Below are 26483 nucleotides of genomic sequence, written 5' to 3'. Positions count from 1 at the left end.
CCCTCAGCTGAACAGCATGTCGCCAAGCAGGCCGCCTGGCAGGGTGAACTGGAAGATGCTGACGAAGAGCAGCCAGACCAGCAGCGTCAGCCCCGCCGCGCTGCCGATCAGCAGCGGCAGGCGCCTTTCCCCCCAGACCAGGCCGGTGACGATCGGGAAGAGGAACATGGCCGGCAGCATGCCGATCAGCGCCAGCACGGCGAAGAAGCCGACGCACAGCGCCAGCGTCCACCAGGTGCAGGCATGCACCGGCGCCGGCGCCTCCCCCGTCTCCGGCGCCGGCCGGGCGAAGAACAGGCAGAGGCAGAGCACCAGGATGACGACGCAGATCAGCTGCGGGAACTCGGCCGCCCCCATGCCCTCCATCAGGGCCGCCGGCACCTTGTCGAAGGTGAAGGTGAAGGCCAGGGCGAGGGCGGCGACTGCCGCCGCCCCCAAGGCCACCAGGCGGTCACGGCCGAGCTGCCGCGCCAGTCCGCCGCTCATTGCGCCACGCCCAGGTCAGCCAGCGCCTGGCGGCTGTCATTCGAGAAGGCCTCGAGCTGCGCCTGCCAGACCGCGCGGCCAGCCGGGCTGGTGGAGGCCTGGCCGGAGCTTTTCAGGTAGGCGGTATAGGTCGGGCTGGCCATGGACTTCAGCAGGCCCTGCTCCAGCCGCGCGACCCAGTCCTCCGGCGTGCCCTTCATCACGGCGAAGCCGCGGGTGGTGGCGGAGGAATAGTCGATCTTCGTCTCCTTGGCCGTGGGCGTATCCGGCAGGCTGCTGACCCGCTCATCGGAGAGCACCATCAGGGGACGCACCTCGCCGGCGCGGATCTGCGCTTCCGCCTCGGCGAAGTTCAGCAGTCCGGCATCGATATTGCCGCCGACGAGGTTGATGACGATGTCGCCGCCGCCCCGGAAGGGCACCGCTGTGGGCGGGCGGATGCCGGCCGCCTTGGCGAAACCCACGGTGGCCACATGATCGACGCTGCCGACATGGGTGATGCCGAACTTCAATGCGCGGCTCTTGCCAGTGGAGAGGAATTCATCCACCGAGCGCAGCGGGCTGTCGGCCCGCACCATGACGACCTGCGGGTCCTCCGTGGCGCGGGCGACGCCGACGAGATCCGCGAGCTGCGTGCCGGTCTTGCTCCGCAGCATGGTGATGAGATGTGTCTGCGTCATCAGCAGCAGCGTATGGCCGTCCTTCGGCCGTTGCGCCGCATAGGCCAGCGCCGCCGCACCACTGCCGCCGGTCTTGTTCACGACGACGAGCTCGGTGCCGAACTCGGCCGGGGCATGGACCATGACCATGCGCGCCGTGATGTCAGTGCCGCCGCCGACACCGGAATGTGTCACGATCTCGATGGGCCGCGAGCCGAAGGCGGCGCCCTGCGCGCGCAGGATGCGGGGCGCGGCGAGGAGCCCCAGCCCGGTCGCCAGCAACAGGCCCCGCCGGCCCGGAGCAGTGCCTCCGGCCTGCCCCCCGGAATCGGGCGCGTCAGATGGGCGGCACGTCAGGCTTCCGTCTTGCATTGTTTCCTCCCCTGGCCGCTTGCTGCGGCCTTGCTTGGTCCTTCGGGCGGCTTTCGGCGAAACGTTGCCGGCCACCCTTGATATGCGCCTCCCCCGCCGCCTTGGCCGCCGCGCAGTCCCCGGCGCGCAGCGCCCGCAGGATGGCGGCGTGCTCCGCGTTGGACTGGCGCATATTCTCCGGCTGCAGCAGCACGCGGCGGCGGAACAGATGCAGTTCCTTGCCGAGATCCGCGTAGAGCCGCGCGGCGCGGGGATTCCCCGCGGCCTCGAACAATGCCGCGTGGAACTCAAGGTTCAGCGCGTAGTAGCCGGCCGCGTCATTGGCCTGCTCGGCCTCCGTCAACCGTGCCAGCAGGTCTTCCATCGGCGCCAGCAGGGCGGGCGCGGCGCGCGCGGCGACCCGCTCCGCCGCATGGCTTGTCAGCGCCACGCGGATGTCGAAGACGTCCAGCGCCTCCTCGACGCTGACCTTCCGCACATAGGAGCCCTGGTTCACCACGGCGACCACCAGGCCGGACCGCTCCAGGCCCCGCACGGCCTCCCGCACCGGGCCACGGCTGACACCCAGCCGGGCGGCCAGCGCCTGCTCGTTCAACCGTTCCCCTGGCTCGATCTCCCCGGCCAGGATCAGGTGTTCGATCTCCTGCGCCACCAGCGAGGCGAGGGAGCGGGTGCGGACGATATCCAGCGGCGTGACAGGCGATGCAGACATGACGCCACGGTGCGCCGTCCCCCGCAATTCTGTCAACTGAATGATGACAACTGTCGACAGTCAACAGCACCTGGGATAGCGTGGTCGCCAAGAACGGAGGAAAGGCCATGCCGCAGCCATCGACGGCGCTCTCGCGCTTCACCGTGCTCGACCTCACCCGCGTCCGCTCCGGCCCGACCTGCGTGCGGCAATTCGCCGACTGGGGGGCGAAGGTCATCAAGATCGAGATGCCGGAAGGGCTCGATGCGGGGGACCCGATGGGCGGGCCGCGCCAGGGGCCGGACTTCCAGAACCTGCACCGCAACAAGCAGAGCATGACGCTCAACCTGAAGGATCCTGAGGGCGTCGCAATCTTCATGCAGATGGTGCGGCAGGCGGATGTGGTGGTGGAGAATTTCCGCCCCGATGTGAAGGAACGCCTGGGCATCGGCTACGAGGCGCTGTCCGAGATCAATCCCCGGCTGGTCTATGCCTCCATCTCCGGCTTCGGCCAGGACGGGCCCTATGCGGACCGGCCGGGCTTCGACCAGATCGCGCAGGGCATGGGCGGGCTGATGTCCATCACCGGCCTGCCCGGGCAGGGACCGGTGCGCGTGGGCATCCCTATCGCCGATCTCTGCGCCGGCATCTTCGCCGCCCAGGGCGTGCTGGTGGCGCTGCTGGAGCGGGAGGTCTCGGGCAAGGGGCAGTGGGTGCAGACCTCGCTGTTGCAGGCACAGATCTTCATGCTCGACTTCCAGGCGGCGCGCTGGCTGCAGGCGGGCGAGGTGCCGAAGCAGGCCGGCAACAACCACCCGACCAGCATCCCCACCGGCGTCTTCCCGACCGCCGATGGCCACATGAACATCGCGGCCACCGGCCAGCGGATCTGGCAGCGATTTGCCGCCGTGCTCGACCGCCGGGAATGGCTGGAGGACCCGCGCTTTGCCACCGCCGCCGCCCGCAGCCAGAACCGCGACGCGCTGAACGAGGAGATCGCGGCGGTGACGCGGGGCGATACCAGCGCCAACTGGGTCGCCAGGCTGAACGAGGCCGGCGTGCCCTGCGGGCCGATCAACAGCATCGACCAGGTCTTCGCCGATGAGCAGGTGCGGCATCTCGGCATGGCCGCCTATCTGAACGGCGGCGCCAACGACCCGGTCGGCTATGTCGCGCAGCCCGTGACGCTGAGCCGGACGCCCAGCGGCATCACCAGCCATCCGCCCGGACTGGGCGAGCATACCGATGCGATCCTGGCCGGGCTCGGTTTCAACCCCGCTCGGATCGACGATCTACGCAGCCGACAGGTGATCTGAACCATGCCCGACACCACCCTCCCCCCGCCCGGCCGCATCCTGGCCCGCCAGGAGGCCGGCATCGGCTGGCTGACCATCGACAACCTGCCGCGCCGCAATGCCATTTCCCCGGAGATGTGGCAGGCGCTCGGCGATGCGCTGGTGGCCTTCGAGGCCGACGAGGCCGTGCGCTGCATCGTGCTGACCGGCGCGGGCGACCGCGCCTTCGCCTCCGGCTCCGACATCTCCCGCTTCGAGGAGGGCCGCACGACGCTGGAGCAGGTGGCCGAGCACCGCGCGCGCAATCAGCGGGTGCATGACCGGCTGCGGCAGATGGACAAGCCCGTCATCGCCATGATCCGCGGCCATTGCATCGGCGGCGGGCTGGCCATCGCGCTCTCCTGCGACATCCGCATCTGCAGCGAGGATGCGGATTTCGCCGTCCCCGCCGCGAAGCTGGGCGTGGGCTATGAGCTGGACGGCGTGCGGAAGCTGACGCAGATCGTCGGCCCGGCCTTCGCCAAGGAGATCTTCTTCACCGGCCGCCGCTTCAGCGCGGCGGAAGCCTGTGGCATGGGGCTGGTGAACCGGGTGCTGCCGGCCGAGGCACTGGAATCCTTCGTCACGGAGACGGCGCGCGGCATCGCCGCCAATGCGCCGCTGACCATCCGCGCCTCCAAGCACATCATCATGGAATCGATGAAGGGGCAGCCGGACGAGGCGCGCTGCGACCGCCTCTACCAGGATTGCTTCGAGAGCGAGGACTACAAGGAAGGCCGCCGCGCCTTCATGGAGAAGCGGCCACCGCAGTTCCGCGGCCGCTGAGCGACTGCACCGAGGGGAGGAAGAACAATGGCGGAAAGCCTGTATGAGCGCATCGGCGTCGATATCGGGCGCCGGGCGAAGCTGGAGGACGGCATCGCCTGGGCGGCGCGCAACGCGGTGCGCTACGTCGACATCCAGCTCGACTATGGCGAGAACGCCTTCACCCGCTTCGACGATGCCCGCGCCGCCACCATCCGGGAGGCCTGCGCGCGGGACGGCATCCAGCTCGGCCTGCACACGCTCTCGGCCGTCAACGTGGCGGAATACTCGCCGATCCTGTCGGAGGCGGTGGATGATTATCTCAAGGCCTATATCGACATCTATCCCAGGCTCGGCGCGCATTGGATCGTGGTCCATGCCGGCTACCACTTCACCGCCGATGTGAAGCCGCGCATGGAGGCCGGGCTGGAACGGCTGAAGCGGATCGTGGACTATGCCGAACGCAAAGGCGCCCGCCTTCTGCTGGAGAATCTGAACAAGGAGCCCGAGGATGCCGAGGTCCATTACCTCGCGCATACCATGGAGGAATGGGCCTATTACTACGACCGGATCGACAGCCCGGCCTTCGCGCTCTCCTTCACCGCCAACCACGCGCATCTTCTGCCCGAGGGCGTGGCGGGCTTCGTCGACGCCATTCCGTGGGACCGGGTGAAGGAGGTGCGGCTGGCGGACTGCTTCCGCAACGGCAAGGAGATCCACCTGCCGCCCGGCCAGGGCGATTTCGATTTCCCCGACATGTTCCGGCGCATCGAGGCCACCGGCTTCCGTGGCCACTACATGAACGCCTTCGGCACGCTGGACGACATGCAGAAGGCGCGCCGCACCATGGCGGATGGCGCGCGGGCGGTGCTGGCCTGACGTGGCGGCCGGGCGCATTGACCGCCCGGTCAGCCACATGCACTCTCCTCTCTCCTTCCAGGCGCCGCGCTGCCGGACGGGCAGATGCGGCGGGAGAGGGAGAGATGGGGCGGGATCATCGCCGGCCGGAAGATCACGCTTGAATAGCGGAACGGCGCGGGAGGCGGCTCAGCGCGGCGCGGGTTCCGCCTTCAGCCCGTTGAAGATGATGTCGAAATACATCTCGACGATCTGCACGGCGGACAGCCCCTTTCCGGGGCTATACCAGCGGTGCATCCAGTTCAGCGAGGAGAGGATCAGCCGCCCGGCGGTCGAGACATCGGTCTGGCGCACCTCGCCCGCCTTGATGGCATCGGTCAGCAGGGCGCGCAGCAGGCCCTCGTAGCGGTCGCGCCACATCATGCGTTCCTTCTGGCGGCGCGCTTCGGGGTCGCTCCAGAAGGATGAGGTCGAGGCGATCCAGGCCCAGCGGTAACGCTGGAAATATTCGGCCGTGGCGACCATGAACTCACGGATGCGCCGGGAGGGCGGCACATCCTCCGGGATGCGCGCGGCGACGAACTCGTAAAGCTCGCGCGTCGAGCCCAGGGCGATCCGGGCAAAGATCTCGTCCTTGTCAGCGAAATGGTGGTAGAGCAGCGACTTCGAGATGCCGCAGGCATTCGCGATGTCCCGCATCGACGTGCCATCATAGCCGGCCGTGCCGAAGAGCCGCGCTGCTTCCGTCAGGATCTGCAGAATCCGCTCGGATGGCTCCGGCTGTTCCATGATGGGCAGTTTCGTCGCCATGCGGGCCATGGGTGCGCCTCCTCGTCCCGCATTCTTGACCGGACGGACGGTCGCCCGCAATCCCCGCCCGGAAACGGCCCGGCCGTGATGGACGGAGCATCCACCGCGCCGGCCAACGAGTCGAAATGCCCAGCTCCGGCCTGCCATCTTCGCCGGCGCAGGCAGCGCCTTCCGCAACCAGCGCCCCGGGGAAGGCATTACCAGCCTTGGCAGGCTGCCCGCACCAGAAAGATCTCCGATGGACAAGGCGCCCTATCTCGCGCGCAAGGCGATCTCCGGGATTATCGCATCGGCCAATACGGGAGCGGTCGGGTTAAAGAGGTCCCTCGGTCCCCTCAGCATCATGGCCATGGGGATTGGCGCCATCGTCGGCGCCGGCATCTTCGTGCTGACGGGCACCGCCGCCGCGGAATTCGCGGGGCCGGCACTGATACTGTCCTTCATACTGGCCGGCATCGCCTGCGCTTTCGTCGGCCTCTGCTATGCCGAACTGGCGGCGATGATCCCCGTCAGCGGCAGCGCATATACCTATACCTACGCGACTTTCGGGGAGCTGGCGGCCTGGATCATCGGCTGGAACCTCGTCCTGGAATATGCCCTGGGCGCGGCCACGGTCTCGGTCGGCTGGTCGGGCTATATGCAGAGCCTGCTCCTGAATTTCGGGCTGCACCTGCCGCCCGCGCTTACCCAGGCGACCGGGACGGTCCTGCGCCTCGACGACGGGCGGGAGGTCACGGCCCTGCTCAACCTGCCGGCCGCGCTGATCGTCTGTGCCCTGACGACGATGCTGATCCTCGGCACCACCAAATCGACACGGCTGAACAACATCATGGTGTCGGTGAAGATCGCGGTCGTGCTGCTCTTCGTCCTGGTCGGCGCGGCCCATGTGACCCCCGCCAACTGGACCCCCTTCCTGCCTCCCAATACCGGCGAGTTCGGCCATTTCGGCTGGAGCGGCGTGCTGCGCGGGGCGGGGGTGGTGTTCTTCGCCTTCATCGGCTTCGACGCCGTCTCCACTGCGGCGCAGGAGGCGAAGTCGCCCCAGCGTGACATGCCCATCGGCATGCTCGGGTCGCTCATTATCTGCACCCTGCTCTATGTGCTGGTGGCCGGCGTGCTCACGGGGCTGGTTTCCTATACCGAGCTGGATGTCGCCGACCCCATCGCCCGCGGCATCGACGCCATCGGCCTGGGCTGGCTTTCCGCCGTCATCAAGATCGGTGCCATCGTCGGGCTGACCACGGTCATCCTCGTCCTGCTCTATGGGCAGAGCCGCATCTTCATGACCATCTCCCGCGATGGCCTGCTGCCGCCGGTCTTCTCCCGCATCCATCCCCGCCTGCAGACACCCTGGTTGAGCCAGATGCTGATCGGTTTCGCTGTGGCGGTCATGGCGGCCACGCTGCCGATCAACGTGCTCGGGCAGATGGTCAGCATCGGCACCCTCTTCGCCTTCGTCTTCGTCTGCGGCGCCGTGCTCTACCTGCGCCGGTATGAGCCGGGGATCGCCCGCCCCTTCCGCGCGCCCGGCGTCCCCGCCGTGCCGCTCCTGGGCATCGCCTTCAGCCTCCTGCTGATGGTGGGCCTGCCGGCGAGCACCTGGCTCCGCCTGGTGGTCTGGGTCGCCATCGGATGCGGCATCTATATGCTCTACGGCCGGCACCATTCGCTGCTGCGGCGCGCCGGTCCATAGCAGGCGCGCCCGGACTGACGGACAGGGCGACTCTTACCAGCCTGTAATGCTGACCTTCCACCCCGGAGGATTGACAGTTCCGGCGCGCAAGGCCACAATTTAATTGAGAACGATTTGCATTATCACGCCCTGATTTCCGTCAGCCCTCCCCGCCGCACAAGCCACGCCATCCGCCGCTGAAGACGGCCGAAGCCGGCGCCGGGCAGCGCCCCGCCAGCCTGAAACCGCTCACGCCCCATTCGCACAAGGAGCTTCCGATGGATACTGGCCCGACCCGGCCGAACGGCCCGCGCAACGGTGCCGGTTTCCCGCGCCGCCGCGTCCTCGGCCTTCTGGCCGCGACCCTGGCGGCCGGCGCCGGCTTCCGCGCGGCCGCCGCGGCCACGGCTGGCGGCGAGGCCCCGGCCGTGCTGCGGAGCGCCCGGGTCTATCCCGGCCTCTACGAAGTGGTCGTCAGCCGCGCCACCGGCCTCGTGCATGTCGCGGCGACAGGCCCACGCGGCGCCAACGCGGCCCGCATCCTCGGCCTCGACCCGCAGAGCCTGGAGGTGCGCAGCCAGATCGAGCTGGGCGACGAGCCGGCCTTCGGCCTCGGCCTGAATGACGTCACGGGCGTCGTCTATACCTCCAACACCCGCTCCGGCACCGTCTCCGCCATCGACCTGAAGGCCGGCAAGGTCCTCGCCACCCTGTCTGGCGGCGAGGGTGGGCATCCCCGCCAGCTGCTGGTGGATGAGGCCGCGAACCGCGTTTACGTCAGCAATTTCGGCTCCCGTGGCAAGCCCAGCGCTATCTGGGTGATCGACGGCACGACGAATACCCTGGCGGGCGTGATCACCGAGGGCCTGGCCGAGGGCGGCATCACCGGCCTGACGCTGGACAAGGCCGGCAACCGGCTCTTCGCGACCGCACTGACGAGCAACGAGGTCGTGGAGATCAGCCTCGCCGGCGGCGGCGCCACCCGCCGCTTCCCCTCCGGCGGAGAGGGGCCGATCAACCTGGCCTTCGACCCGGCGGGGCAGCGCCTCTTCGTCACGAACCAGAAGAGCAACACCCTCACGGTGCTGGACGCCGCGACCGGCGCGCTGGTGAAGAGCCTGCCCACGGGCGAGGGGCCGCTCGGCGTCGCGCTCAGCCCGGCCAGGGGGCTGGTCTATGTGGCCTGCCGCCGCTCCGGCACCGTCGAGCTGTTCAACGCGCGTGACCTGGCCCCGCTGTCCTCGCTGCAGACGGGCACGCATCCCAATACCATCGCCATCGATCCCCGCAGCGGCCTGGCCTACGTCACCAACAAGGCCCGGAGCGGCGGCCGTGGCGCGCCGCCCGTGGATGATCCCGACGGTGACACCGTCAGCATCATCCGCGCCTGAGACAGCCTGGCCGAAAGACGCGCAGCATGAGTCAAAGGGCGCCCATGGCGGAGATGACGCGGCCGGATGCCATGGCGGCACCGGCCGGGCCGCCGGCCTTCGCTTTCCTCTCCGGGCGGGCGACGATCCTCGGGCATGGCGTGGCGCGCGCCCTGCCGTCCGGGCCGGCGGCGACGCTGGCCGGCCGGGTCGCGGATTTCTTCCGCGAGGCGGGGCCGGATGCCGTGCTGGCGGGCGCCCTGCCCTTCGACCGCGCGGCGGGCGATCATCTGGTCCAGGCGCGGGAGGTCTCGCGCCGGGCGCCGCCCTCCGCGCCCGAAATGCCACGCGCCCGCTGGACCCTGCGCCACGATCCGGCGCCGGAAGCCTTCGCCGGCGCGGTGGCCGAGGCGCTGGTGGCCATGGCGGCGGGCGACCTGAGGAAGGTCGTCCTCTCGCGCAGCCTCCTGGCCGAGGCCGACCGCCCGATCGACCTCTCCGCCCTGCTGCGCCGCTTGGCCGGCGACCCCAAGGTGACGGGCTTCCTGGTGCCGCTGCCGGATGACGGCGGCGCGCCGCGCGTCCTCGCCGGCGCGACGCCGGAGCTGCTGGTCGGCAAGACCGGCCGTGGCGTCCTCTCCCACCCGCTGGCCGGCTCGGCCCGGCGCCAGGCCGATCCCGTGGCGGACCGCGCGGCCGCCGCCGCGCTGGAGCGTTCCGACAAGGACCGGCGGGAGCACGCGCTGGTATCGGAATTCGTCATGGACACGCTGGCGCCTTATTGCCGCTCCCTGGCGGCGCCGGAGGGCATCCAGCTCACCACCACCGCCACCATGTGGCATCTCGGCACGCGCATCATGGGCGAGCTGAAGGACCCCGGCGTGTCCTCGGCCGAGCTGGCGGCGGCACTGCACCCCACCCCCGCCGTCTGCGGCGTGCCGCGCGAGGCCTCGGCGCGGCTGATCAGCCGGCTGGAACCCTATGACCGCGGCTTCTATGCCGGTGCCGTCGGCTGGTGCGACGGGCGGGGCGATGGAGAATGGCATGTCTCCATCCGCTGCGCCGAGATTGCCGGGCGGCGCGCGCGCCTCTATGCCGGGGCCGGCATCGTCCCGGGCAGCGACCCGGCGGCGGAAACGGCGGAGACGGCGGCCAAGTTCGGCGCCTTCCTGAACGCCCTCGGCATCGATGAGGAATGGCGCGCGTGATTCCCCTGCAACAGACCTGGCCCGAGGATTTCGCGCGGCGCTACCGCGAGAAGGGCTACTGGCGCGGAGAGACCTTCTCCGGCTTCCTGCGGCAGCGGGCGGAGCAGCGCCCGGATGCCATCGCCATCACCGATGGCGAGCGCAACTGGAGCTACGCCACCCTCTGGGCCCGCGCCGAGGCCGCCGCCGCGGCCTATCTGCGCGCCGGGCTGAGGCCGGGCGACCGGGTGGTGGTGCAGATCGGCAATGTCGCCGAATTCTTCTCCTGCGTCTTCGGCCTGTTCCGCGCGGGCATGATCCCGGTCTATGCCCTGCCCGCGCACCGCATCACGGAGATCGCGCATTTCGCCCGGCGTTCTGAAGCGGCAGGCTATGTCATCGCCGGGCGCGGCGATAATTTCGACTACCGGGAGCTCGCGCGCGCGCTGCAGGCCGAGGTGCCGGCGGTGCGGCATGTCTTCGTTGCCGCCGGCGATCCCGCCGGGTTCCTGCCGGTGCCGGCGGAACGCGACATGACGGTCGCGCTGCCGGCCGATGTCTCCTCCTCCGACGTCGCCTTCCTGCAGATCTCCGGCGGCAGCACGGGTTTGTCGAAGCTGATCCCGCGCACGCATGACGACTATCTCTACAGCTGCTGGGCCAGCAACGAGATCTGCGGCGTCACGGAGAAGAGCGTCTTCCTCGTCGCCCTGCCGGCGGCGCACAACTTCCCCATGTCCTCGCCCGGCCATATCGGCGCGCTCTACGCGGGCGCGCGGGTGGTGCTCAGCCCCGCCCCCAGCCCGGATGCCGCCTTCCCGCTGATCGAGCGGGAGCGCGTGACCATCACCGGGCTGGTGCCGCCGCTGGCGCTGCTCTGGATGCAGGCGGCGCCGAAGACGTCGCATGACCTCTCCAGCCTGGAGGTCCTGCTGGTGGGCGGCGCGAAGTTCACGCCCGAGGTGGCGCGGCGCGTGCGCCCGACGCTGGGCTGCACGCTGCAACAGGTCTTCGGGATGGCGGAGGGGCTGGTGAACTACACCCGCCTCGACGACCCCGAGGAGATCATCACCACCACCCAGGGCCGCCCCATCAGCCCGGATGACGAGGTGCTGGTGGTGGACGACCTCGGCAACCCCGTGCCGGAGGGCGAGCCGGGCTACCTGCTGGCGCGCGGTCCCTATACCATCCGCCGCTACCACAATGACGACGCCGCCAATGCGCGCTCCTTCACCGAGGACGGCTTCTACCGCACGGGCGATATCGTCCGGCGGCTGCCGGGCGGCTATCTGGAGGTGCAGGGCCGCGCGGGCGACCATATCAACCGCGCGGGCGAGAAGATCTCGGCCGAGGAGGTCGAGGACCATCTGCTGGCGCATCCGCAGGTCTTCGACGCCGCCATCGTCTCCATCCCCGACGACTATCTGGGCGAGCGGAGCTGCGCCTTCATCATCCCGAATGGCGAGAAGCCGAAGGCGGCGGCGCTGAAGGCCTGGATGCGGCAGCGGGGCATCGCCGAATTCAAGGTGCCGGACCAGATCGTCTTCACCGATGCCTTCGCCACCACGGCCGTCGGCAAGGTGAGCCGGAAGGAATTGCGGGCGCGGCTGCGCGCGGCCTTCCTCGAACAGCAGGCGTGACGGGGCCATCCGGCACTTTCTGAAGGATTGATGGCGTGACTGCGACCAAGGGCCTTCCCACCATCCCCAGCTATCCCCTGCCGAGCGCCGGGGACCTGCCGGTGCCCCGCGCGCCCTGGCGGCCGGAGCGGCGCCGGGTGGCGCTGCTGGTGCATGACATGCAGCAGTATTTCGTGCGCCCCTATCAGCGGGACGCCGCGCCGCTGGCCCCGGCGGTCGCGAATATCGCGCGGCTGATCGCCCATGCGCGGGCGCATGAGATCCCGGTCTTCTACACCGCGCAGAAGGGCAACCAGGACCGGCGCGACCGCGGCCTGCAGGCCGATCTCTGGGGCCCTGGCATGACGGATGCGCCGGAGCACCAGCCGATCCTGCCGGAACTGGCCCCGGCGCCCGGCGACTTCGTGCTGACCAAGCACCGCTACAGCGCCTTCCAGCGCAGCAACCTGGAGACACTGATGCGCGTGCGCGGGCGGGACCAGCTGGTGGTCACCGGCATCTACGCGCATATCGGCTGCATGCTGACGGCCGCCGAGGCCTTCATGCGGGATATCGAGCCCTTCTTCGCCGCCGATGCCACGGCCGATTTCTCGGAGGAGAAGCACCGCATGGCCATCGGCTATGTCGCCGCCACCTGCGCCGTCCCCATGACCACCGAGCAGCTGCTGGCCACCCTGTGATGCTGACCCGCGAAAGCCTGCGCGCCGATATCGCCGCCATGATCCATGAGGACCCGGAGGAGATCGGCGGCGACGACAACCTGATCGACCTCGGCCTCGACTCCCTGCGCGCCATGACGCTGCTGGTGCGCTGGAGCGAGACGGGGCTGCGGCTGGATTTCAGCGAATTCGCCGAGCAGCTGACCCTGGATGCCTGGTGGGCGATCGTCGAGCGCCAGCAGAAGCCGGCCGGCTGAGCCGGTGTCCAGCCAGCTCGCCATGCCGCCGGCCGGCGCGCCGCTGCCGCTGACGGAGGCGCAGTCCGGCCTCTGGTACGCGCAGGCGCTGGACCCCGCCAACCCCATCTTCAACACCGGCCATTACCTGGACCTGCGGGGGCCGCTGGATCTCCCGGCCTTCCAGGCGGCGGTGGATGGCATGGTGGCGGAGGCCGATGCGCTGGCGCTGCGGATCGAGCCGCGCCGCGACGGCCCGGTGCAGTCCGTAGAGGAAGCGCGCCGCCCCTGGCTGGAAGTGGTGGACCTCTCGGCGGAGGCGGAGCCGGAAGCCGCCGCCCTCGCCGCCATGGCGCGGGACATGGACACGCCCGTGGACCCGGCGCGGCACCGCCTGGCGCGGGAGGTGCTGTTCCGGCTGGGGCCACAGCGCCACCTCTGGTACCAGCGGGCGCATCACCTGGCGCTGGATGCCTTCGGCACCGACCTGACGGTGCGGCGCGTGGCCGACCTCTACGCGGCCCGCGCCGGCCATGGCGGCCCCGGCCGCCCGCTGGCGGCCTTCGCCGTGGCGCAGGCGGAAGACGCGGCCTATCGCGCCGGCCCCCGCCGCGCGGCGGATGCGGCCTATTGGCGGCAGGCCCTGGCCGACAGCCCGGAAGTCGCGGGCATGGCGCCGGGCACGGCGGTCTCGGCACGGCGGGCGCATCGCTGCGCGGTGCCGCTGCCGGAGGATGTGGCGCCCGCCCTGGCGGAGCTGGGCCAGCCCTGGCCGGATGTGCTGGCGGCGCTGGCCGGCGCCTATGTGCGGCGCCATGCCGGCGGGGCCGAGGCGGTGATCGGCGTCACCTTCATGGGGAGGCTCGGCAGCCCCGCCGCCCGCGTGCCCTGCACGCTGATGAACATCCTGCCCGCGCGCCTGCGGCTGGATGAGGAAGCCCCGCTGCCGGAGGCGCTGCGCGAGGTGGCCCGGATGATGGTGGAAGGGCGCCGCCACGGGCGCTACCGCAGCGAGCAGATGCGGCGCGACCTGGGCCGGCTGGCGGGCGGGCGGCGGCTCTTCGGCCCGCTGGTGAACCTGCTGCCCTTCGGGACGCCGCCGGACCTTCCCGGCCTGGCCGTCAGCCAGCATGTCCTGGGCACGGGGCCGGTGGACGACATCACCTTCAGCTTCCGCGGCGGCCCCACCGGCGCCGGCCTGCGGCTGGAGGTGGAGGCCAACCCGAACCTCTATTCCGATGCCGCCGCCCGCGCCCATGCCATGCGGCTGGCAGGCTTCATCGCCGCCGCGCTGCGGGCGCCGCGCCTCGCCGAGGTGCCGACGGCGACGCCGGAGGAGGCTGAGTGGCTGCTGCGCGGCCTCAATGCCACGGACCATCCGCTGCCCGATACCACGCTGGTCCGGCTGATCGCGCCGCGCCTGCGGGAGCGGCCCGGCGCCGAGGCCCTGGTGATGGGCGATGCCGCGATGAGCTTCGCCGAGCTGGACGCGCGCAGCGCCGCCCTGGCCGGGGCCCTGCGGGCGCGGGGCGCGGGGCCCGGCGCCATCGTCGCCGTGGCGCTGGAACGCTCCTTCGAGCTGATGGTGGGGCTGCTGGCCGTGCTGCGCGCCGGCGCCGCCTATCTGCCGCTGGACCCCACGCATCCGCCCAGGCGCATCGCCCGCATCCTGGCCAATGCCCGCCCGGTGGCCCTGCTGACGGAAGCCGCGCTGCCCGGCGACGTGCCGCTGCTGCCGCCCGGAGAATGGCCGCGCGAGGGCAGCGCGCCGGAGGATGGCCCATCCCCGGAGGATGCGGCCTATGTCCTCTATACCTCCGGCTCCACCGGGGAGCCGAAGGGCGTGGTGGTGCAGCACCACGCCATCGTCAACCGCCTGGAATGGATGCGGCAGCACTACGGCTTCACCACCGCCGACCGCATCCTGCAGAAGACGCCCATCACCTTCGATGTCTCGGTCTGGGAGCTGTTCCTGCCGCTGACCACCGGCGCCACGCTGGTGCTGGCGCCGCCCGGCGCGCACCGGGACCCCGTGGCGTTGGCGGAGATCCTGCGCCGCCAACGCATCGGCACGGCGCATTTCGTCCCCTCCATGCTGGCGGCCTTCCTGGCCGAGCCCGGCGCGCGGGGCATCCGGCTGGACCGCGTCTTCTGCAGCGGCGAGGAGCTGACGCCCGAGCTGCGCGACCGCTTCCACGCCACCTGCACGGCCGAGCTGCACAACCTCTACGGCCCGACCGAGGCGGCCGTCGATGTCAGCTACTGGCCCGCCGCGCCGGGCGATGCCTCCCGCCCCGTGCCCATCGGCTTCCCGGTCTGGAACACGCAGCTCTATGTGCTGGACGATGCCATGCGCCCGGTGCCGCCGGGCGTGGCAGGGCATCTCTTCATCGGCGGCGTGCAGCTGGCGCGGGAGTATCTCGGCCGCCCGGACCTGACGGCCGCCGCCTTCCTGCCCAGCCCCTTCCGCGCGGGGGAGCGCATCTACCGCACCGGCGACCTCGCGATGCCGCGGGAGGATGGCGCCATCCTCTTCCTCGGCCGCTCCGACCACCAGGTGAAGATCCGCGGGCTCCGCATCGAACTCGGGGAGATCGAGGCGGCGCTGGCCAGCTCCCCCCTGCTGCGGCAGGCACGCGTCATCGCGCGGGAGGACCGGGCCGGCGACAAGCGGCTGGTGGCCTATCTGGTGCCGGCGGAGGGCTATGACGCCGAGGCGCTGCGCGCCCATGTCGCGGCGCGCGTGCCGGACTACATGGTGCCCGCCGCCTTCGTGGCGCTGGAGGCGCTGCCGGTGACCAGCAGCGGCAAGCTGGACCGCGCAGCCCTGCCCGCCCCCGCCCTGGCCGGCGGCGCCGGCCGCCCGCCCCGCACGGAGGACGAGCGGCGCATGGCCGGCCTCTTCGCCGAGGTGCTGGGGCTGGAGAGCCTGGGCGCGGAGGACGACTTCTTCGCCCTCGGCGGCCATTCCCTGCTGGCGGTGGAACTGATGCTGCGCGTGCGGGAAAGCTGGGGCTGGGACCCCGGCCTGGGCGCGCTGTTCGAGCACCCGACGGTCGCGCGACTGGCGGCCCTGATGGCGGAGGAAGCCGGGGCCGACCATGGCCTCTCCCCGCTGGTGCGGCTCAGCCCCGGCGATGCCGCGCTGCCGCCGCTCTTCCTCGTGCATCCGGCGGGCGGCATTTCCTGGTGCTATGGCGGGCTGGCCCGCGCGCTCTCGCCCCGCCGCCCCGTCCATGGCCTGCAAGCCCCCGCGCTGGAGGAAGGCGTGGCCTCGCCCGCCAGCCTGGAGGCGCTGGCGGATGAATACGTGGCGCGCGTCCTGGCGGCCACGCCGCATGACACCATCCATCTCGGCGGCTGGTCCGTGGGCGGCATCATCGCCCAGGCCATGGCGGTGCGGCTGCGCGCGCTGGGCCGGCGCGTGGGCGTGCTGGCGATGCTGGATTCCTACCCCACCGATGTCTGGCGCGACCAGCCCGAGCCGGATGAGAAGGCGCCGCTGCGCGCCCTGCTGGCCATCGGCGGCTTCGACCCCGACCGCCTGCCGGAACCCGTGCCGCTGGAGCGCGATTCCGTCGCCGCATTCCTCCGCAGGAGCAACAGCCCGCTGGGCCGGCTGCCGGTGCCGGCGCTGAACGGCGTGGTGCGGGTGGTGCAGGGCAACAACCGCCTGGTGCGCGCGCACGGGCATGCGCGCTACGACGGCACCATCCTGCATTTCCGCGCGGCGCTGGACCATGCCGGGCAGGATCTGCACCCCCGGCTCTGGCAGCCCTATGCCGCCGCCGTGGCGGTGGAGGATATCCCGAGCCTCCATGCGAACATGACGGGGCCGGAGGCGACGGCGCGGATCGCGCCCATCCTCTCCGCCCATCTCCTTGCCCGAGACCAGGAAGACCGAAGCTGATGCGCCCGACAGGATTGAATGGAAAGCTGGCCCTGGTGACGGGTGCCGCCGGCGGCATCGGCCAGGCCATGCTGCGGGCCTTGCATGAGGAAGGCGCGCGCATCGTCGCGACGGACCTCGACCCCGGTGCCATCCCCGCCCTGCCCGGCCTGCGCGCCGAGCGGCTGGATGTCGCGGACAGCGCCGCCGTGGATGCGCTGGTGGCGCGGGTTGAGGCGGAGGAAGGGCCGATCGACTACGGCGTCTCCCTGGCCGGCATCCTCTCGACCGATCTGGTGACGGAGACCAGCGACGCCACCTGGCGGCGCGTCTTCGCCGTCAACACGGATGGCGTCTTCCATCTGGGCCGCGCGCTGGCGCGGGTGATGCAGCCGCGCGGGCGGGGCGCCATCGTCGTGGTCAGCTCCAATGCCGCGGGCGTGCCGCGCCACGCCATGGCGGCCTATGCGGCCTCCAAGGCGGCGACCACCATGTTCACGCGCTGCCTGGGGCTGGAGCTCGCGCCCTCCGGCATCCGCTGCAACATCATCGCCCCTGGCTCCACCCTCACGCCCATGCAGACGGGGATGTGGGCGGATGAGCAGGGCGCGGCGCGGGTGATCGAAGGCTCGCCGGCCACCTACAAGGCCGGCATCCCGCTGAGGAAGCTGGCGACGCCGGAGGATATCGCGGATGCGGCGGTCTTCCTGCTCTCCGACCGCGCGGGGCATATCACCATGGCCGACCTCTATATCGACGGCGGGGCGACGCTGCGTGGCTGAGGCGCCGCCGCCCGTCACCCTGCCGGGGACGGAGACCCATCTGCTGCATGGGCCCGGCGGCGAATACCACCTCTTCCTCTCGGTGCCGCAGGGGGAAGCGCCGCCCGGCGGCTTCCCGGTGCTGACGGTGCTGGACGGCAATGCCTATTTCCCGATGGTCCTGTCCATCCAGCGCAACGGGGCGCAGCGGCACGCCGCGACCGGCATCGGCCCGGCCGTGGTGGCGGGAATCGCCTATCCCGGCGCGCCCCTGCTCGACCGGGCGCGGCGGACGCTGGATTTCACCGCCGGCCCGCCGGCCGAGGGCACCCCGCACCCCACCGGTGGCCGCGACGCCTTCCTGCGCCTGCTGCTGGAGCAGGTGCGGCCGCTGATCGCCAGCCGCTGCGCCATCAACCCGGCCCGGCAGATGCTGATCGGCCATTCCCTGGGCGGCTTCTTCACGCTGGATGTCCTGGCCTGGGACGCCTCCGCCTTCAGCGACTACCTCGCGATCAGCCCCTCCGTCTGGTGGGACGAGGCGCGGCTGCGCGCCGGCCCCGCGCATGCGGGGAAGCGGCTGGCGGTCTGCGTCGGCGAATGGGAGCAGGCCCTTTCCCCGCGCGAACTCATGGACCCCCGGGCCCGCGACGCGGCCGAGCGCCGGGCCCGGCGCTCGATGGTGGACAAGGCGCATGGGATGACCACGCATTTCGCCGCGGCGGGCATCCAGAGCCGCTTCTGGTGCTTCCCGGAGGAGAACCACGCCTCCGTGGTGCCCATCGGCATCAGCCGCGGCCTGCGCTTCCTGCTGCGGGAGTAACGGCGGACCTTCAAGGTCTTTACTCACAAATTTGCGAGCATCCCTTCCCGGGGGCTGTCGTGGTCCGGACACGACAGCCATAGTGACGCTGAAGACAACCAAGAAAAATTAAGAATCAACCGGGGAGAAGTTCAGGATGAGCGTCAGCGCCGAGGCGATCGCGCGCCGTGAGGCTATCGACCAGGAAGATCCGTACCGCCTCACCAAGGAAGGGATCATGGAGCCCCCGGTGGGCTGGAGGCATTCCCTCAAGCATCTCGGGCCGGGGCTGATCCTCAGTGCCTCCATCGTCGGGTCGGGCGAGCTGATCGTCACGACCACTCTGGGCGCGACAGTCGGCTTCGCGCTGCTGTGGATGGTCATCTTCAGCACCTTCGTGAAGGTGGCCGTGCAGATCGAGCTGGCACGGTGGTGCATCTCCACCGGCCAGCCGGCACTCACCGGCTACAACAAAGTAGGGCCGCATATCGGGCGGCTGAGTTGGATCAACCTGCTCTGGGCCTTGATGGCACTTTCCAAGGTGCTGCAGATGGGCGGCGTGGTGGGCGGCACGGCGCTGGCGCTCAGCATCATGTTCCCGCTGGGCGATAATCCGGTCGCCGGCATCTCGCTGATGATCTGGACGGTCATCGTCACGCTGGGCAGCATTGCGCTGCTCTACAGCAACAAATACAGCCGCATCGAGCGTGGCGCCGGCATCCTGGTGGTGATCTTCTCCTTCATCACCATCGGCATCGCACTCGGCCTGCCCTTCACGCCCTATGCCTATTCACTGGACGACCTGGCGGGCGGCCTCTCCCTCGCCATTCCGGCGGGGGCCATCGGCGTCGCCATCGCCATGTTCGGCATCACCGGCGTGGGCGCGGACGAGCTGACCTTCTACACCTACTGGTGCATCGAGAAGGGCTATGCCCGCTATGTCGGCCCGAACGATGGCAGCGAGGCCTGGCAGCGCCGCGCCAAGGGCTGGATCAGCGTCATGTACAAGGACGCCTTCCTCTCCTGGATCATCTACACCTTCGGCACCATCGCCTTCTTCGTCATGGGCGCCGCCGTGCTGCACCCGCAGGGCGTGGTGCCGCAGGGCAATGAGATGATCACCTCGCTGTCGCGCATGTACACCGACACGCTGGGCGAATGGGCGGGCACCATGTTCCTGGTGGGCGCCGTGGTGGTGCTGGGCTCCACCCTCTGGGCGGCGGTGCCGAGCTGGTCGCGCATGTATGTCAACCTGCTGGCCGAGATGGGCGTGCTGAACTGGCAGGATCCCGTCGCGCGGCTGCGCTGGATCCGCATCTTCACCATCGGCCTGCCGCTGATCTGGGGCACCGCCTATCTCTTCATCCGCTCCCCCGTGCTGATGGTGCAGATCGGCGGCATCGCCACCGGCATCTTCCTGCTCGCCGTGGTGGTGGCGGTCTGGCACCTGCGGCGGCGGGAGACCGATCCGCGCCTCTATGGCGGCGGCGTCTTCAACGCGCTGCTGGTGGTCAGCAGCATCGCCATCGTGCTGCTCGGCGTCTATACCGGCCTGAGTGCGCTGAAGCTGGTGTGACGGCGGCCGGATTCCCGCGCGGCCGGTGATCCCGGCCCCGCGGAACCCGGCGGCGCGAAGTCAGGGAGACAGCCACGATGGCCAAGGCTTACTGGGTCACCACCTATCGCTCCATCCGCGACCCCGATGCGCTCGCGCGCTACGCCGAGCTTGGCGGCCCCGCGATCAGCGCGGCGGGCGGGCGTGTGCTGGCGCGCGGAATGCCGGTCCATGTCTATGAGGCCGGCCTTCAGCAGCGCACCGTCCTGGTCGAGTTCGACAGTGTCGAGCAGGCCATGGCGGCCCATGACAGCCCGGCCTATCAGGCGGCGCTGGCCGCCCTGGGCGATGGAGCCGAGCGCGACATCCGGATCATCGAAGGCGCCTGAGCGCCACGGCCGCGCCCCTGGCGCGGAGCTCCCGGGCCAGTGGCGAGGCTCACAGCGCGCCGGCCGGAAGATCGATCCAGTGGGCGCCCTCCATGGGGATGGAGAGGAACCGCTCGTTCAGCGCCGCCATGGTGGCCGCGGGGTCGAGGTCGCCGCAGCGGTCGGGATGGAACCAGCGGGCCAGCGCCTGCAACATGATCAGATGGGCGGGCGTGTCGTTGAAACCATGCCAGATGGCATGGGCGCGCCCCTCCCGCACCGCCGGCAGCACATCCAGCCTGCTGCGGCGGATCACCTCAACCAGCTCCCGCGCCGCCGTCTGCGGCACCCCCGCCGGACCCAGCGTGATGCCGCCGCGCCCGGCGTAAGGCCCGCCGGTCGCCACATAGACGCGCGGGTCGCGGTCGATGATATATTCCAGCGACAGTTCGCCCACCGCGCCCGGCAGGATATCGGCGCCGATATTATGCCCGCCAGCGAAGCGGATCATGGAATCGAAGGCGCTCTTGCCGGGGGAGGAGCAGCAGGGCGTGCCGCCGGCATGGGCATGCACGAGGACCGGCGGCCGCGCCTCGCCCAGCCCCTCCAGCCGCGAGGCGATGGCCGCGAGCTGGCTGGCATAGAAGGCGTCGAAAGCCGCCGCGCGCTCCTCCAGCCCCAGCACCTGGCCGAGCACCCTGATGCTCTGGCGCGTGTTCTTCATGGGGTCGTTGAAGAAGTCGATGACGATGTTCGGGATGCCGACGGCGGCGAGCTGGTCGGGCAGGGTCTCGCCCACCAGGCGCAGCGCGCCGAGGCTGAAGACCACGAGGTCCGGCTGCAAGGTGACGATGGCCTCGAAGGAGATGCCATCGGCCCGGCCACGGCTGATGACCGGCACCTTGTCGGCCTGCGGGAAGCGCGCGCGGACCGCCGCGTAGTCGGGCGGGTTCATGCGCCGGAGGTCATCGCCCCAGCCGACCACCAGGGAGACGGGGTCGGGATGCAGCAGGGACATCGCGAGCACATGGCGGGCCTGGGTCAGCAGCACGCGCCGCGCCGGCCCGGGCAGCGTGACGCTGCGGCCGAGCACGTCGGTCACCTGGATAGGGGCCTGCGCCCTGACCAGCCCCGGCGCCCCCAGCAACGCGACAGGGAGAGCACCGAGCAGGCTGCGGCGCTTCATGTGGAACCTCGGTGAAATGGCCCCCTCTTCCTGCCATAAATGAGAATGACTCGCAATGCATGCGGCAGGCTTCCCTGCCGGCGGAAGAACCGCCGCCCCGGAAGCGCGTTGGAGCATTGCGGGCCCGGCCAGGCCAACCTCCTGCCGCCGGGCCTGAGGAGGAATGGCGATGTATCTGTTGATCAGAAAGGCGAAGCTGGCGGGTTCGCGGGAAGAGGCCGCTCGGCGGGCCAGGGACCATCTCCTGCCGCTGGCCCAGGGCCGGGCCGGCCTCAGGGGCGAGATGGCCTACGAGACCCCGGCGATGGAGGGAGGGGAGACCATTTTCCTGGCGACGTCCTGACGGGGCAGGACTAAGGTCCGTGAAAACGGGAGGCCGGATATGCCTGGTTCAGTCAAGGAAATGATGGCGGCAGCCAATGCCACGGTGCCCCGGATCACGCCGCAGGAGGCCGCCGGCCTGATCGAGCGCGGTGAGGCGCTGGTGGTCGATGTGCGGGACACGGCGGAGATCCAGAGCTCCGGCAAGGTGGCCGGCGCGGTACATGTGCCCCGGGGCATGCTGGAATTCCGGGCCGACCCGGATTCCCCCTCCCACGACCCGGCCTTCGACCGCAGCAAGCCGGTGATCCTCTACTGCGCCTCCGGCGGGCGCTCGGCGCTGAGCGGCAAGACCTTGCAGGAGCTTGGCTATACCGACGTCCGCAACCTCGGCGCCTTCAAGGACTGGGTCGAGGCGGGCGGCAAGATCGACAGGGGCTGAGCCTCGGCGCCAGGGGCGCGGCGCCGCCGGCGCCACGCCCCTCCAGACCCTATTCCGCCGGTGCCGGCCTCGCTTCCGCCTGATTCCGCTCGGAGGCGCGCCGGGTGCGGAACAGGCGCAGCACCACCACGAAGAAGAGCGGCACGAAGAACACCGCCAGCAGCGTGCCGGTCACCACGCCGCCGACCACGCCCGTGCCGATGGCGGTGCGGCCACCCGCGCCGGCGCCGGTGGCAATGGCCAGCGGCACCACGCCCAGCACGAAGGCCAGCGAGGTCATCAGGATCGGCCGCAGCCGCTCCTTCGCCGCATGCAGCGCGGAGTCGATCAGGCTCTCGCCCGCCTCGAAATGCACCTTGGCGAATTCCACGATCAGGATCGCATTCTTGGCCGAGAGGCCGATGGTGGTGAGCAGCCCGACCTGGAAATATACGTCGTTCGACATGCCCCGCAGCAGCGTCGCCGCCACGGCGCCCAGCACGCCGAGCGGCACCACCAGCATCACCGAGGCCGGGATCGCCCAGCTTTCATAGAGCGCGGCCAGGCAGAGGAAGACCACGATCATCGAAATGCCGTAGAGCGCGAAGGCCTGGGAGCCCGCCGCCCGCTCCTCGTAGGACAGGCCGGTCCAGGAGATGCCGATGCCCTGCGGAAGCCCGGCCGCGAGGCGCTCCATCTCCGCCATGGCGTCGCCGGTGGTATGGCCCGGGGCGGCATTGCCCTGGATCTCGATGGAGCCGATGCCGTTGAACCGCGCGAGGCGCGGCGCCCCCATCTCCCACTGCGCCGAGGAGAAGGCGGAGAAAGGCACCATCGCCCCCTGGCTGTTGCGGACATACCAGCGCGAGAGGTCGTCCGGCTGCATGCGTGCGGATGCATCGCCCTGCATGTAGATCCGCTTCACCCGGCCGCGGTCCACGAAGTCCCCGGCATAGGAGGTGCCGAAGGCGGCGGAGAGGGTGCTGTTCACCTGGGAGATCGTCAGGCCCAGGGCGCTGGCGCGCTCCCAGTCGATCTCCAGCCGGTACTGCGGCTCCGCGTTCTGCTCGTTGGCGCGGACGTTGCTGACGACCTGGCTCTGCGCCGCGCTTTGCAGCAGCTGGTCGCGCGCGGCCACCAGGGCGTCGCGGCCCAGCGCGGCATTGTCCAGCAGCTGCATGTTGAAGCCGCTGGCATTGCCCAGCTCCGTCACCGCGGGGGGCGCGAAGCCGAAGATCATGGCATCGGGGTAGCGGGCGAAGCGCGCCATGACACGGCCCGCCAGCGCCTGCACGGATTGCGACGCCTCCTTCCGGACCGACCAGTCCTTCAGCCGGATGAAGGTCATGGCGGCATTCTGCCCGCGGCCGCTGAAGTTGAAGCCGGTGATGCCCATGACGGACTCCACCACATCCTTCTCCTCCGTCAGGAGGTAGTCGATCAGGTCGTCCAGCGCGCGCTGCGTCCGCTCCACCGTGGCGCCGGGCGCGGCCACGACCTGGGCATACATCACGCCCTGGTCCTCGTCCGGCAGGAAGGAGGTGGGAAGCCGGGCATAGAGCACGCCCATGGCGACGGCCAGCGCCGCATAGATCACCAGGAAGCGGGCCGGGCGGCGGGCGATCACGCCCACACCCTTCACATAGCCGCGGCTGGTGCGGTCGAAGTTGCGGTTGAACCAGCCGAAGAAGCCGCGCCTCTCCCCGTGCTTCGGGCGGCGCAGGATGGTGGCGCAGAGCGCGGGGGTGAAGACCAGCGCCACCAGCACCGAGAGCGTCATGGCCGTGATGATGGTCAGCGAGAACTGCCGGTAGATGACGCCGGCCGAGCCGCCGAAGAAGAACATCGGCAGGAAGACGGCCGAGAGCACCAGGCCGATGCCCACCAGCGCGCCGGAGATCTGGTCCATCGAGACCCGCGTGGCCTCGAGCGGGGAGAGCCCGTCCTGCTCCATCACGCGCTCGACATTCTCGACCACCACGATGGCGTCATCCACCAGCAGGCCGATGGCCAGCACCATGCCGAACATGGTGAGGGTATTGATCGAATAGCCGGCGATGGAGAGCACCGCGAAGGTGCCGAGCAGCACGACCGGGATGGCGAGCGTCGGGATCAGCGTCGCCCGGAAGTTCTGCAGGAAGATGAACATGACGATGAAGACGAGGATCATCGCCTCGACCAGTGCCTTGATCACCTCCTGGATCGAGATCTTCACGAAGGGCGTGGTGTCGAGCGGATAGGCGATCTCGACATTGGGCGGCAGGGTCGGGCGCAGGGATTCGATGGTCTCGCGCACCGCCTCGGCCGTCGCCACGGCATTGGCGCCGGGCGCGAGCTGCACCGCGATGCCGGCCGTCGGCCGCCCGTTATGCACGCTGCTGAAGGCGTAGTTCTCGGCCCCCAGCTCCACCCGCGCCACGTCGCGCAGCCGCACCTGCGCGCCATCCTCCTTCACCTTCAGCAGGATGGCGCCGAATTCCTCGGCGCTCTTGAGGAAGGAGGGGCCGATCAGCGTGGCATTGAGCTGCTGCCCCGGCAGCGAGGGCCGCGCGCCCAGCTCACCCGAGGCCACCTGCACGTTCTGGGAGGAGAGCGCGGCAGAGATATCGGCCGGCATCAGCCCGAAGGCGACCAGCTTGTCCGGGTCCAGCCAGATGCGCATCGCGTATTGCGCGCCGAAGAGGTTGAAGTCGCCGACGCCGGAGGTGCGCGAGAGCGGGTCCTGCACGTTGGAGGCGATGAAGTCCGCCAGGTCGTTGCTGGTCAGCTTGCCATCGGTGGAGACGAAGGCGATGGCCATCATGTAGGAGGTGGCCGACTTCACCACGCGCACGCCCTGCTGCTGCACCGTCTGCGGCAGGCGGGAGAGCGCGGGCGAGATCTTGTTCTGCACCTGCACCTGCGCGATGTCGGGGTCCGTGCCCTGCGCGAAGGTGAGGGTGATCTGCGAGGAGCCGTCGCGGTTGCTCTGCGAGGTGAAGTAGAGCAGCCCGTCCAGCCCGTTCAGCTGCTGCTCGATGATCTGCACCACGGTGTTCTGCACCGTCTGGGCCGAGGCGCCCGGATAGCTCGCGCGGATCGAGATGGTCGGCGGGGCGATGGTCGGATACTGCGAGACCGGCAGGCTGCGGAGGGCGATCAGGCCGATCAGCATGATGCCGATGGCGATGACCCAGGCGAAGACGGGACGGTCGATGAAGAAACGCGCCATGTCCGCTCAGCCCCGCGCCTGCGCGGCCGCCAGGGCGGGCCTGCCCTGCTCCAGCTCCTGCAGGGTGATCTCGCGCACCTCGGGCTTCACCCCGTCCCGCACGCGCTGCATGCCCTGGACGACCACGCGCTCCCCGGCCGAGAGGCCGGAGGTGACGAGCCACTGGTTGCCGATCGCCTGCCGCGTCTCGATCACCCGCTGGCGCACCGCGCCCTGCTCATCGACCACCAGCGTGGTCGCCTCGCCGCGCGCGTTGCGCGTGACGGCCTGCTGCGGCACCAGAAGCGCGTTCTGCGCCACGCCGGCTTCCAGCCGCGCGCGCACGAACATGCCGGGCATCAGCATGCCATCGGGGTTGGGGAAGACGGCCCGCATGGTGACGGAGCCGGTGTCGCGGTCCACCGTCGCCTCGGCGAATTGCAGGCGTCCCGGGAGCGGGTATTCGGTGCCATCGCCCAGCGCCAGGCGGACCTCGACCGTGTCGTCCTCGCCGCGCCGCATCAGCCCCTCCTGCATCTCCCGCCGCAGCCGCAGCAGCGCCTCGGCCGGCTGGGTGACATCCACCAGGATGGGGTCCAGCTGCGTGACGGTCAGCAGCTCCGCCGCCTGGTTCGCCGTGACCAGCGCGCCGACCGTGAGGTTGGAGCGGCCGGTGCGGCCGGAGATGGGCGAGGTGATGCGCGTGCGCTCCAGGTCGATGCGGGCGGACTGGACGGCCGCCTTGGCGCCGGCGACCTCGGCCTCGGCCTGCGCCTGGGTCGCGATCGCCTTGTCATAGGCCATGCGGCTGACCGCGTTCTGCCCGACCAGCGGGCGGTAGCGGCTGGTGGTGGCGCGGGCGTCCTGAAGGGTGGCCTCGGCGCGGGCCTGGTTCGCCTCGGCGCTGGCCAGGGCCGCGCGGTAGGGGGCGGGATCGATCTGGAAGAGCGGCTGGGCGGCCTCCACCGCAGCGCCCTCACGGAACAGCTTCTCCTGCAACAGGCCGCTCACCTGCGGGCGGATCTCGGCCACCTGATAGGGGGCGGTACGGCCGGGCAGGACTGTCCGGATGGCCACGCTTTCCGGCTGCAGCCGGATGACCGAGACGGGCGGCGGCGGCGCGGCCGGCCGGGCGGCCTGCACCTCGTCCTTGCAGGCGGCGAGCAGCGGAAGGGCCAGCAGCAGCACCGGCAAGGCGAGCCACGAGCGCGGACGGGCAGAAGGGGGCTTCGGCTTGGGCATCTTGACAGT

At 70.4% G+C, this 26483-nt stretch carries 23 protein-coding genes; 16 read left to right on the top strand and 7 right to left on the bottom strand.

Annotated features, from left to right (window positions below; all coding sequences use genetic code 11):
• Positions 1-3 precede the first annotated feature (3 nt).
• From IAI58_RS19925 to IAI58_RS19915, 3 genes are read right to left on the bottom strand one after another with little or no spacing between them, the layout of a single operon-like run.
• Positions 4-486 (bottom strand): tripartite tricarboxylate transporter TctB family protein, encoded by a 483-nt coding sequence (locus IAI58_RS19925; protein ID WP_207446212.1) that lies wholly within the window; start codon positions 484-486, stop codon positions 4-6.
• Entirely contained in the window at positions 483-1427 is a 945-nt protein-coding gene (locus tag IAI58_RS19920) for a tripartite tricarboxylate transporter substrate binding protein (protein WP_207446211.1), read from the bottom strand. Before IAI58_RS19920 ends, IAI58_RS19925 begins: the two co-directional genes overlap by 4 nt.
• A gap of 55 nt (positions 1428-1482) precedes the next feature.
• The gene (locus IAI58_RS19915; protein WP_207446210.1) at positions 1483-2229 is read right to left on the bottom strand and encodes a GntR family transcriptional regulator; all 747 of its coding nucleotides are present in this window, start codon (positions 2227-2229) and stop codon (positions 1483-1485) included.
• Between the two features lie 107 nt (positions 2230-2336).
• On the opposite strand from IAI58_RS19915, the gene IAI58_RS19910 reads away from it, so the two are divergent.
• The 3 genes from IAI58_RS19910 to IAI58_RS19900 are packed head-to-tail and all read left to right on the top strand — an operon-like array spanning position 2337 to position 5186.
• Positions 2337-3524, top strand: coding sequence for a CaiB/BaiF CoA transferase family protein (locus IAI58_RS19910; protein ID WP_207446209.1), 1188 nt, complete (start codon positions 2337-2339; stop codon positions 3522-3524).
• 3 nt (positions 3525-3527) lie between these two features.
• The gene (locus IAI58_RS19905) at positions 3528-4328 is read left to right on the top strand and encodes an enoyl-CoA hydratase (protein WP_207446208.1); all 801 of its coding nucleotides are present in this window, start codon (positions 3528-3530) and stop codon (positions 4326-4328) included.
• Positions 4329-4355: 27 nt separating this feature from the next.
• Positions 4356-5186, top strand: a complete 831-nt coding sequence (locus IAI58_RS19900) for a sugar phosphate isomerase/epimerase family protein (RefSeq protein WP_207446206.1) — start codon at positions 4356-4358, stop codon at positions 5184-5186.
• A 168-nt stretch (positions 5187-5354) separates the two neighbouring features.
• On the opposite strand, the gene IAI58_RS19895 is transcribed toward IAI58_RS19900, so the two are convergent.
• On the bottom strand, positions 5355-5984 hold the full coding sequence (locus IAI58_RS19895) for a TetR/AcrR family transcriptional regulator (protein ID WP_207446204.1): 630 nt from the start codon (positions 5982-5984) through the stop codon (positions 5355-5357).
• Positions 5985-6213: 229 nt separating this feature from the next.
• Between IAI58_RS19895 and IAI58_RS19890 the strand changes: the two genes are divergently transcribed.
• The 11 genes from IAI58_RS19890 (at position 6214) to IAI58_RS19840 (ending at position 20135) form a co-directional block, all read left to right on the top strand.
• The gene (locus IAI58_RS19890; RefSeq protein WP_207446202.1) at positions 6214-7668 is read left to right on the top strand and encodes an amino acid permease; all 1455 of its coding nucleotides are present in this window, start codon (positions 6214-6216) and stop codon (positions 7666-7668) included.
• Positions 7669-7925: 257 nt separating this feature from the next.
• On the top strand, positions 7926-9038 hold the full coding sequence (locus tag IAI58_RS19885) for a YncE family protein (protein ID WP_207446200.1): 1113 nt from the start codon (positions 7926-7928) through the stop codon (positions 9036-9038).
• 44 nt (positions 9039-9082) lie between these two features.
• A complete protein-coding gene (locus tag IAI58_RS19880) occupies positions 9083-10225 on the top strand; it encodes an isochorismate synthase (protein ID WP_207446427.1) in 1143 nt (380 codons plus the stop codon).
• On the top strand, positions 10222-11844 hold the full coding sequence (locus IAI58_RS19875; protein WP_336512351.1) for a (2,3-dihydroxybenzoyl)adenylate synthase: 1623 nt from the start codon (positions 10222-10224) through the stop codon (positions 11842-11844). The genes IAI58_RS19880 and IAI58_RS19875 overlap by 4 nt, the downstream gene beginning before the upstream one ends.
• 35 nt (positions 11845-11879) lie before the next feature.
• Positions 11880-12524: an isochorismatase family protein gene (locus IAI58_RS19870; RefSeq protein ID WP_207446196.1), complete on the top strand. Its 645-nt coding sequence runs from the start codon at positions 11880-11882 to the stop codon at positions 12522-12524.
• Positions 12524-12760 carry a phosphopantetheine-binding protein gene (locus IAI58_RS19865; protein ID WP_207446195.1) on the top strand — a complete coding sequence of 79 codons (237 nt, stop codon included), beginning with the start codon at positions 12524-12526 and terminating at the stop codon, positions 12758-12760. Before IAI58_RS19870 ends, IAI58_RS19865 begins: the two co-directional genes overlap by 1 nt.
• A 22-nt stretch (positions 12761-12782) precedes the next feature.
• Positions 12783-16649 carry a non-ribosomal peptide synthetase gene (locus IAI58_RS19860; RefSeq protein WP_208776282.1) on the top strand — a complete coding sequence of 1289 codons (3867 nt, stop codon included), beginning with the start codon at positions 12783-12785 and terminating at the stop codon, positions 16647-16649.
• A complete protein-coding gene (locus IAI58_RS19855) occupies positions 16649-17410 on the top strand; it encodes a 2,3-dihydro-2,3-dihydroxybenzoate dehydrogenase (RefSeq protein ID WP_207446191.1) in 762 nt (253 codons plus the stop codon). The genes IAI58_RS19860 and IAI58_RS19855 overlap by 1 nt, the downstream gene beginning before the upstream one ends.
• Entirely contained in the window at positions 17403-18212 is an 810-nt protein-coding gene (locus IAI58_RS19850; RefSeq protein ID WP_237182964.1) for an alpha/beta hydrolase, read from the top strand. Before IAI58_RS19855 ends, IAI58_RS19850 begins: the two co-directional genes overlap by 8 nt.
• 136 nt (positions 18213-18348) lie before the next feature.
• Positions 18349-19767: an Nramp family divalent metal transporter gene (locus IAI58_RS19845; protein ID WP_207446187.1), complete on the top strand. Its 1419-nt coding sequence runs from the start codon at positions 18349-18351 to the stop codon at positions 19765-19767.
• A 77-nt stretch (positions 19768-19844) separates the two neighbouring features.
• Positions 19845-20135, top strand: coding sequence for a DUF1330 domain-containing protein (locus IAI58_RS19840; RefSeq protein ID WP_207446181.1), 291 nt, complete (start codon positions 19845-19847; stop codon positions 20133-20135).
• 49 nt (positions 20136-20184) lie between these two features.
• Here the strand turns inward: IAI58_RS19840 and IAI58_RS19835 are convergent, their stop codons facing one another.
• The gene (locus tag IAI58_RS19835) at positions 20185-21300 is read right to left on the bottom strand and encodes an ABC transporter substrate-binding protein (protein ID WP_207446180.1); all 1116 of its coding nucleotides are present in this window, start codon (positions 21298-21300) and stop codon (positions 20185-20187) included.
• A 169-nt stretch (positions 21301-21469) separates the two neighbouring features.
• Between IAI58_RS19835 and IAI58_RS19830 the strand changes: the two genes are divergently transcribed.
• Positions 21470-21643, top strand: a complete 174-nt coding sequence (locus IAI58_RS19830) for a hypothetical protein (RefSeq protein WP_207446179.1) — start codon at positions 21470-21472, stop codon at positions 21641-21643.
• Between the two features lie 39 nt (positions 21644-21682).
• On the top strand, positions 21683-22063 hold the full coding sequence (locus IAI58_RS19825; RefSeq protein ID WP_207446178.1) for a rhodanese-like domain-containing protein: 381 nt from the start codon (positions 21683-21685) through the stop codon (positions 22061-22063).
• 49 nt (positions 22064-22112) lie between these two features.
• Here the strand turns inward: IAI58_RS19825 and IAI58_RS19820 are convergent, their stop codons facing one another.
• Positions 22113-25253: an efflux RND transporter permease subunit gene (locus tag IAI58_RS19820; RefSeq protein ID WP_207446177.1), complete on the bottom strand. Its 3141-nt coding sequence runs from the start codon at positions 25251-25253 to the stop codon at positions 22113-22115.
• Between the two features lie 6 nt (positions 25254-25259).
• Positions 25260-26474, bottom strand: a complete 1215-nt coding sequence (locus tag IAI58_RS19815) for an efflux RND transporter periplasmic adaptor subunit (protein ID WP_207446175.1) — start codon at positions 26472-26474, stop codon at positions 25260-25262.
• Positions 26475-26483 lie beyond the last annotated feature (9 nt).

It is taken from the genome of Roseomonas marmotae, from assembly GCF_017654485.1.
Lineage (GTDB): Bacteria > Pseudomonadota > Alphaproteobacteria > Acetobacterales > Acetobacteraceae > Pseudoroseomonas > Pseudoroseomonas marmotae.
The sequence above is the reverse complement of the archived record's forward strand: the minus strand, read 5'-3'. Positions and strand labels throughout refer to the sequence as shown.

Excerpts from the sequence above, each read along its gene's own strand:
- IAI58_RS19925 (WP_207446212.1), bottom strand. The coding sequence starts at position 486 with ATGAGCGGCGGACTGGCGCGGCAGCTCGGCCGTGACCGCCTGGTGGCC.
- IAI58_RS19915 (WP_207446210.1), bottom strand. The coding sequence starts at position 2,229 with ATGTCTGCATCGCCTGTCACGCCGCTGGATATCGTCCGCACCCGCTCC.
- IAI58_RS19910 (WP_207446209.1), top strand. The coding sequence starts at position 2,337 with ATGCCGCAGCCATCGACGGCGCTCTCGCGCTTCACCGTGCTCGACCTC.
- IAI58_RS19905 (WP_207446208.1), top strand. The coding sequence starts at position 3,528 with ATGCCCGACACCACCCTCCCCCCGCCCGGCCGCATCCTGGCCCGCCAG.
- IAI58_RS19900 (WP_207446206.1), top strand. The coding sequence starts at position 4,356 with ATGGCGGAAAGCCTGTATGAGCGCATCGGCGTCGATATCGGGCGCCGG.
- IAI58_RS19895 (WP_207446204.1), bottom strand. The coding sequence starts at position 5,984 with ATGGCCCGCATGGCGACGAAACTGCCCATCATGGAACAGCCGGAGCCA.
- IAI58_RS19890 (WP_207446202.1), top strand. The coding sequence starts at position 6,214 with ATGGACAAGGCGCCCTATCTCGCGCGCAAGGCGATCTCCGGGATTATC.
- IAI58_RS19885 (WP_207446200.1), top strand. The coding sequence starts at position 7,926 with ATGGATACTGGCCCGACCCGGCCGAACGGCCCGCGCAACGGTGCCGGT.
- IAI58_RS19880 (WP_207446427.1), top strand. The coding sequence starts at position 9,083 with ATGGCGGAGATGACGCGGCCGGATGCCATGGCGGCACCGGCCGGGCCG.
- IAI58_RS19865 (WP_207446195.1), top strand. The coding sequence starts at position 12,524 with ATGCTGACCCGCGAAAGCCTGCGCGCCGATATCGCCGCCATGATCCAT.
- IAI58_RS19860 (WP_208776282.1), top strand. The coding sequence starts at position 12,783 with ATGCCGCCGGCCGGCGCGCCGCTGCCGCTGACGGAGGCGCAGTCCGGC.
- IAI58_RS19855 (WP_207446191.1), top strand. The coding sequence starts at position 16,649 with ATGCGCCCGACAGGATTGAATGGAAAGCTGGCCCTGGTGACGGGTGCC.
- IAI58_RS19845 (WP_207446187.1), top strand. The coding sequence starts at position 18,349 with ATGAGCGTCAGCGCCGAGGCGATCGCGCGCCGTGAGGCTATCGACCAG.
- IAI58_RS19840 (WP_207446181.1), top strand. The coding sequence starts at position 19,845 with ATGGCCAAGGCTTACTGGGTCACCACCTATCGCTCCATCCGCGACCCC.
- IAI58_RS19835 (WP_207446180.1), bottom strand. The coding sequence starts at position 21,300 with ATGAAGCGCCGCAGCCTGCTCGGTGCTCTCCCTGTCGCGTTGCTGGGG.
- IAI58_RS19830 (WP_207446179.1), top strand. The coding sequence starts at position 21,470 with ATGTATCTGTTGATCAGAAAGGCGAAGCTGGCGGGTTCGCGGGAAGAG.
- IAI58_RS19825 (WP_207446178.1), top strand. The coding sequence starts at position 21,683 with ATGCCTGGTTCAGTCAAGGAAATGATGGCGGCAGCCAATGCCACGGTG.
- IAI58_RS19820 (WP_207446177.1), bottom strand. The coding sequence starts at position 25,253 with ATGGCGCGTTTCTTCATCGACCGTCCCGTCTTCGCCTGGGTCATCGCC.
- IAI58_RS19815 (WP_207446175.1), bottom strand. The coding sequence starts at position 26,474 with ATGCCCAAGCCGAAGCCCCCTTCTGCCCGTCCGCGCTCGTGGCTCGCC.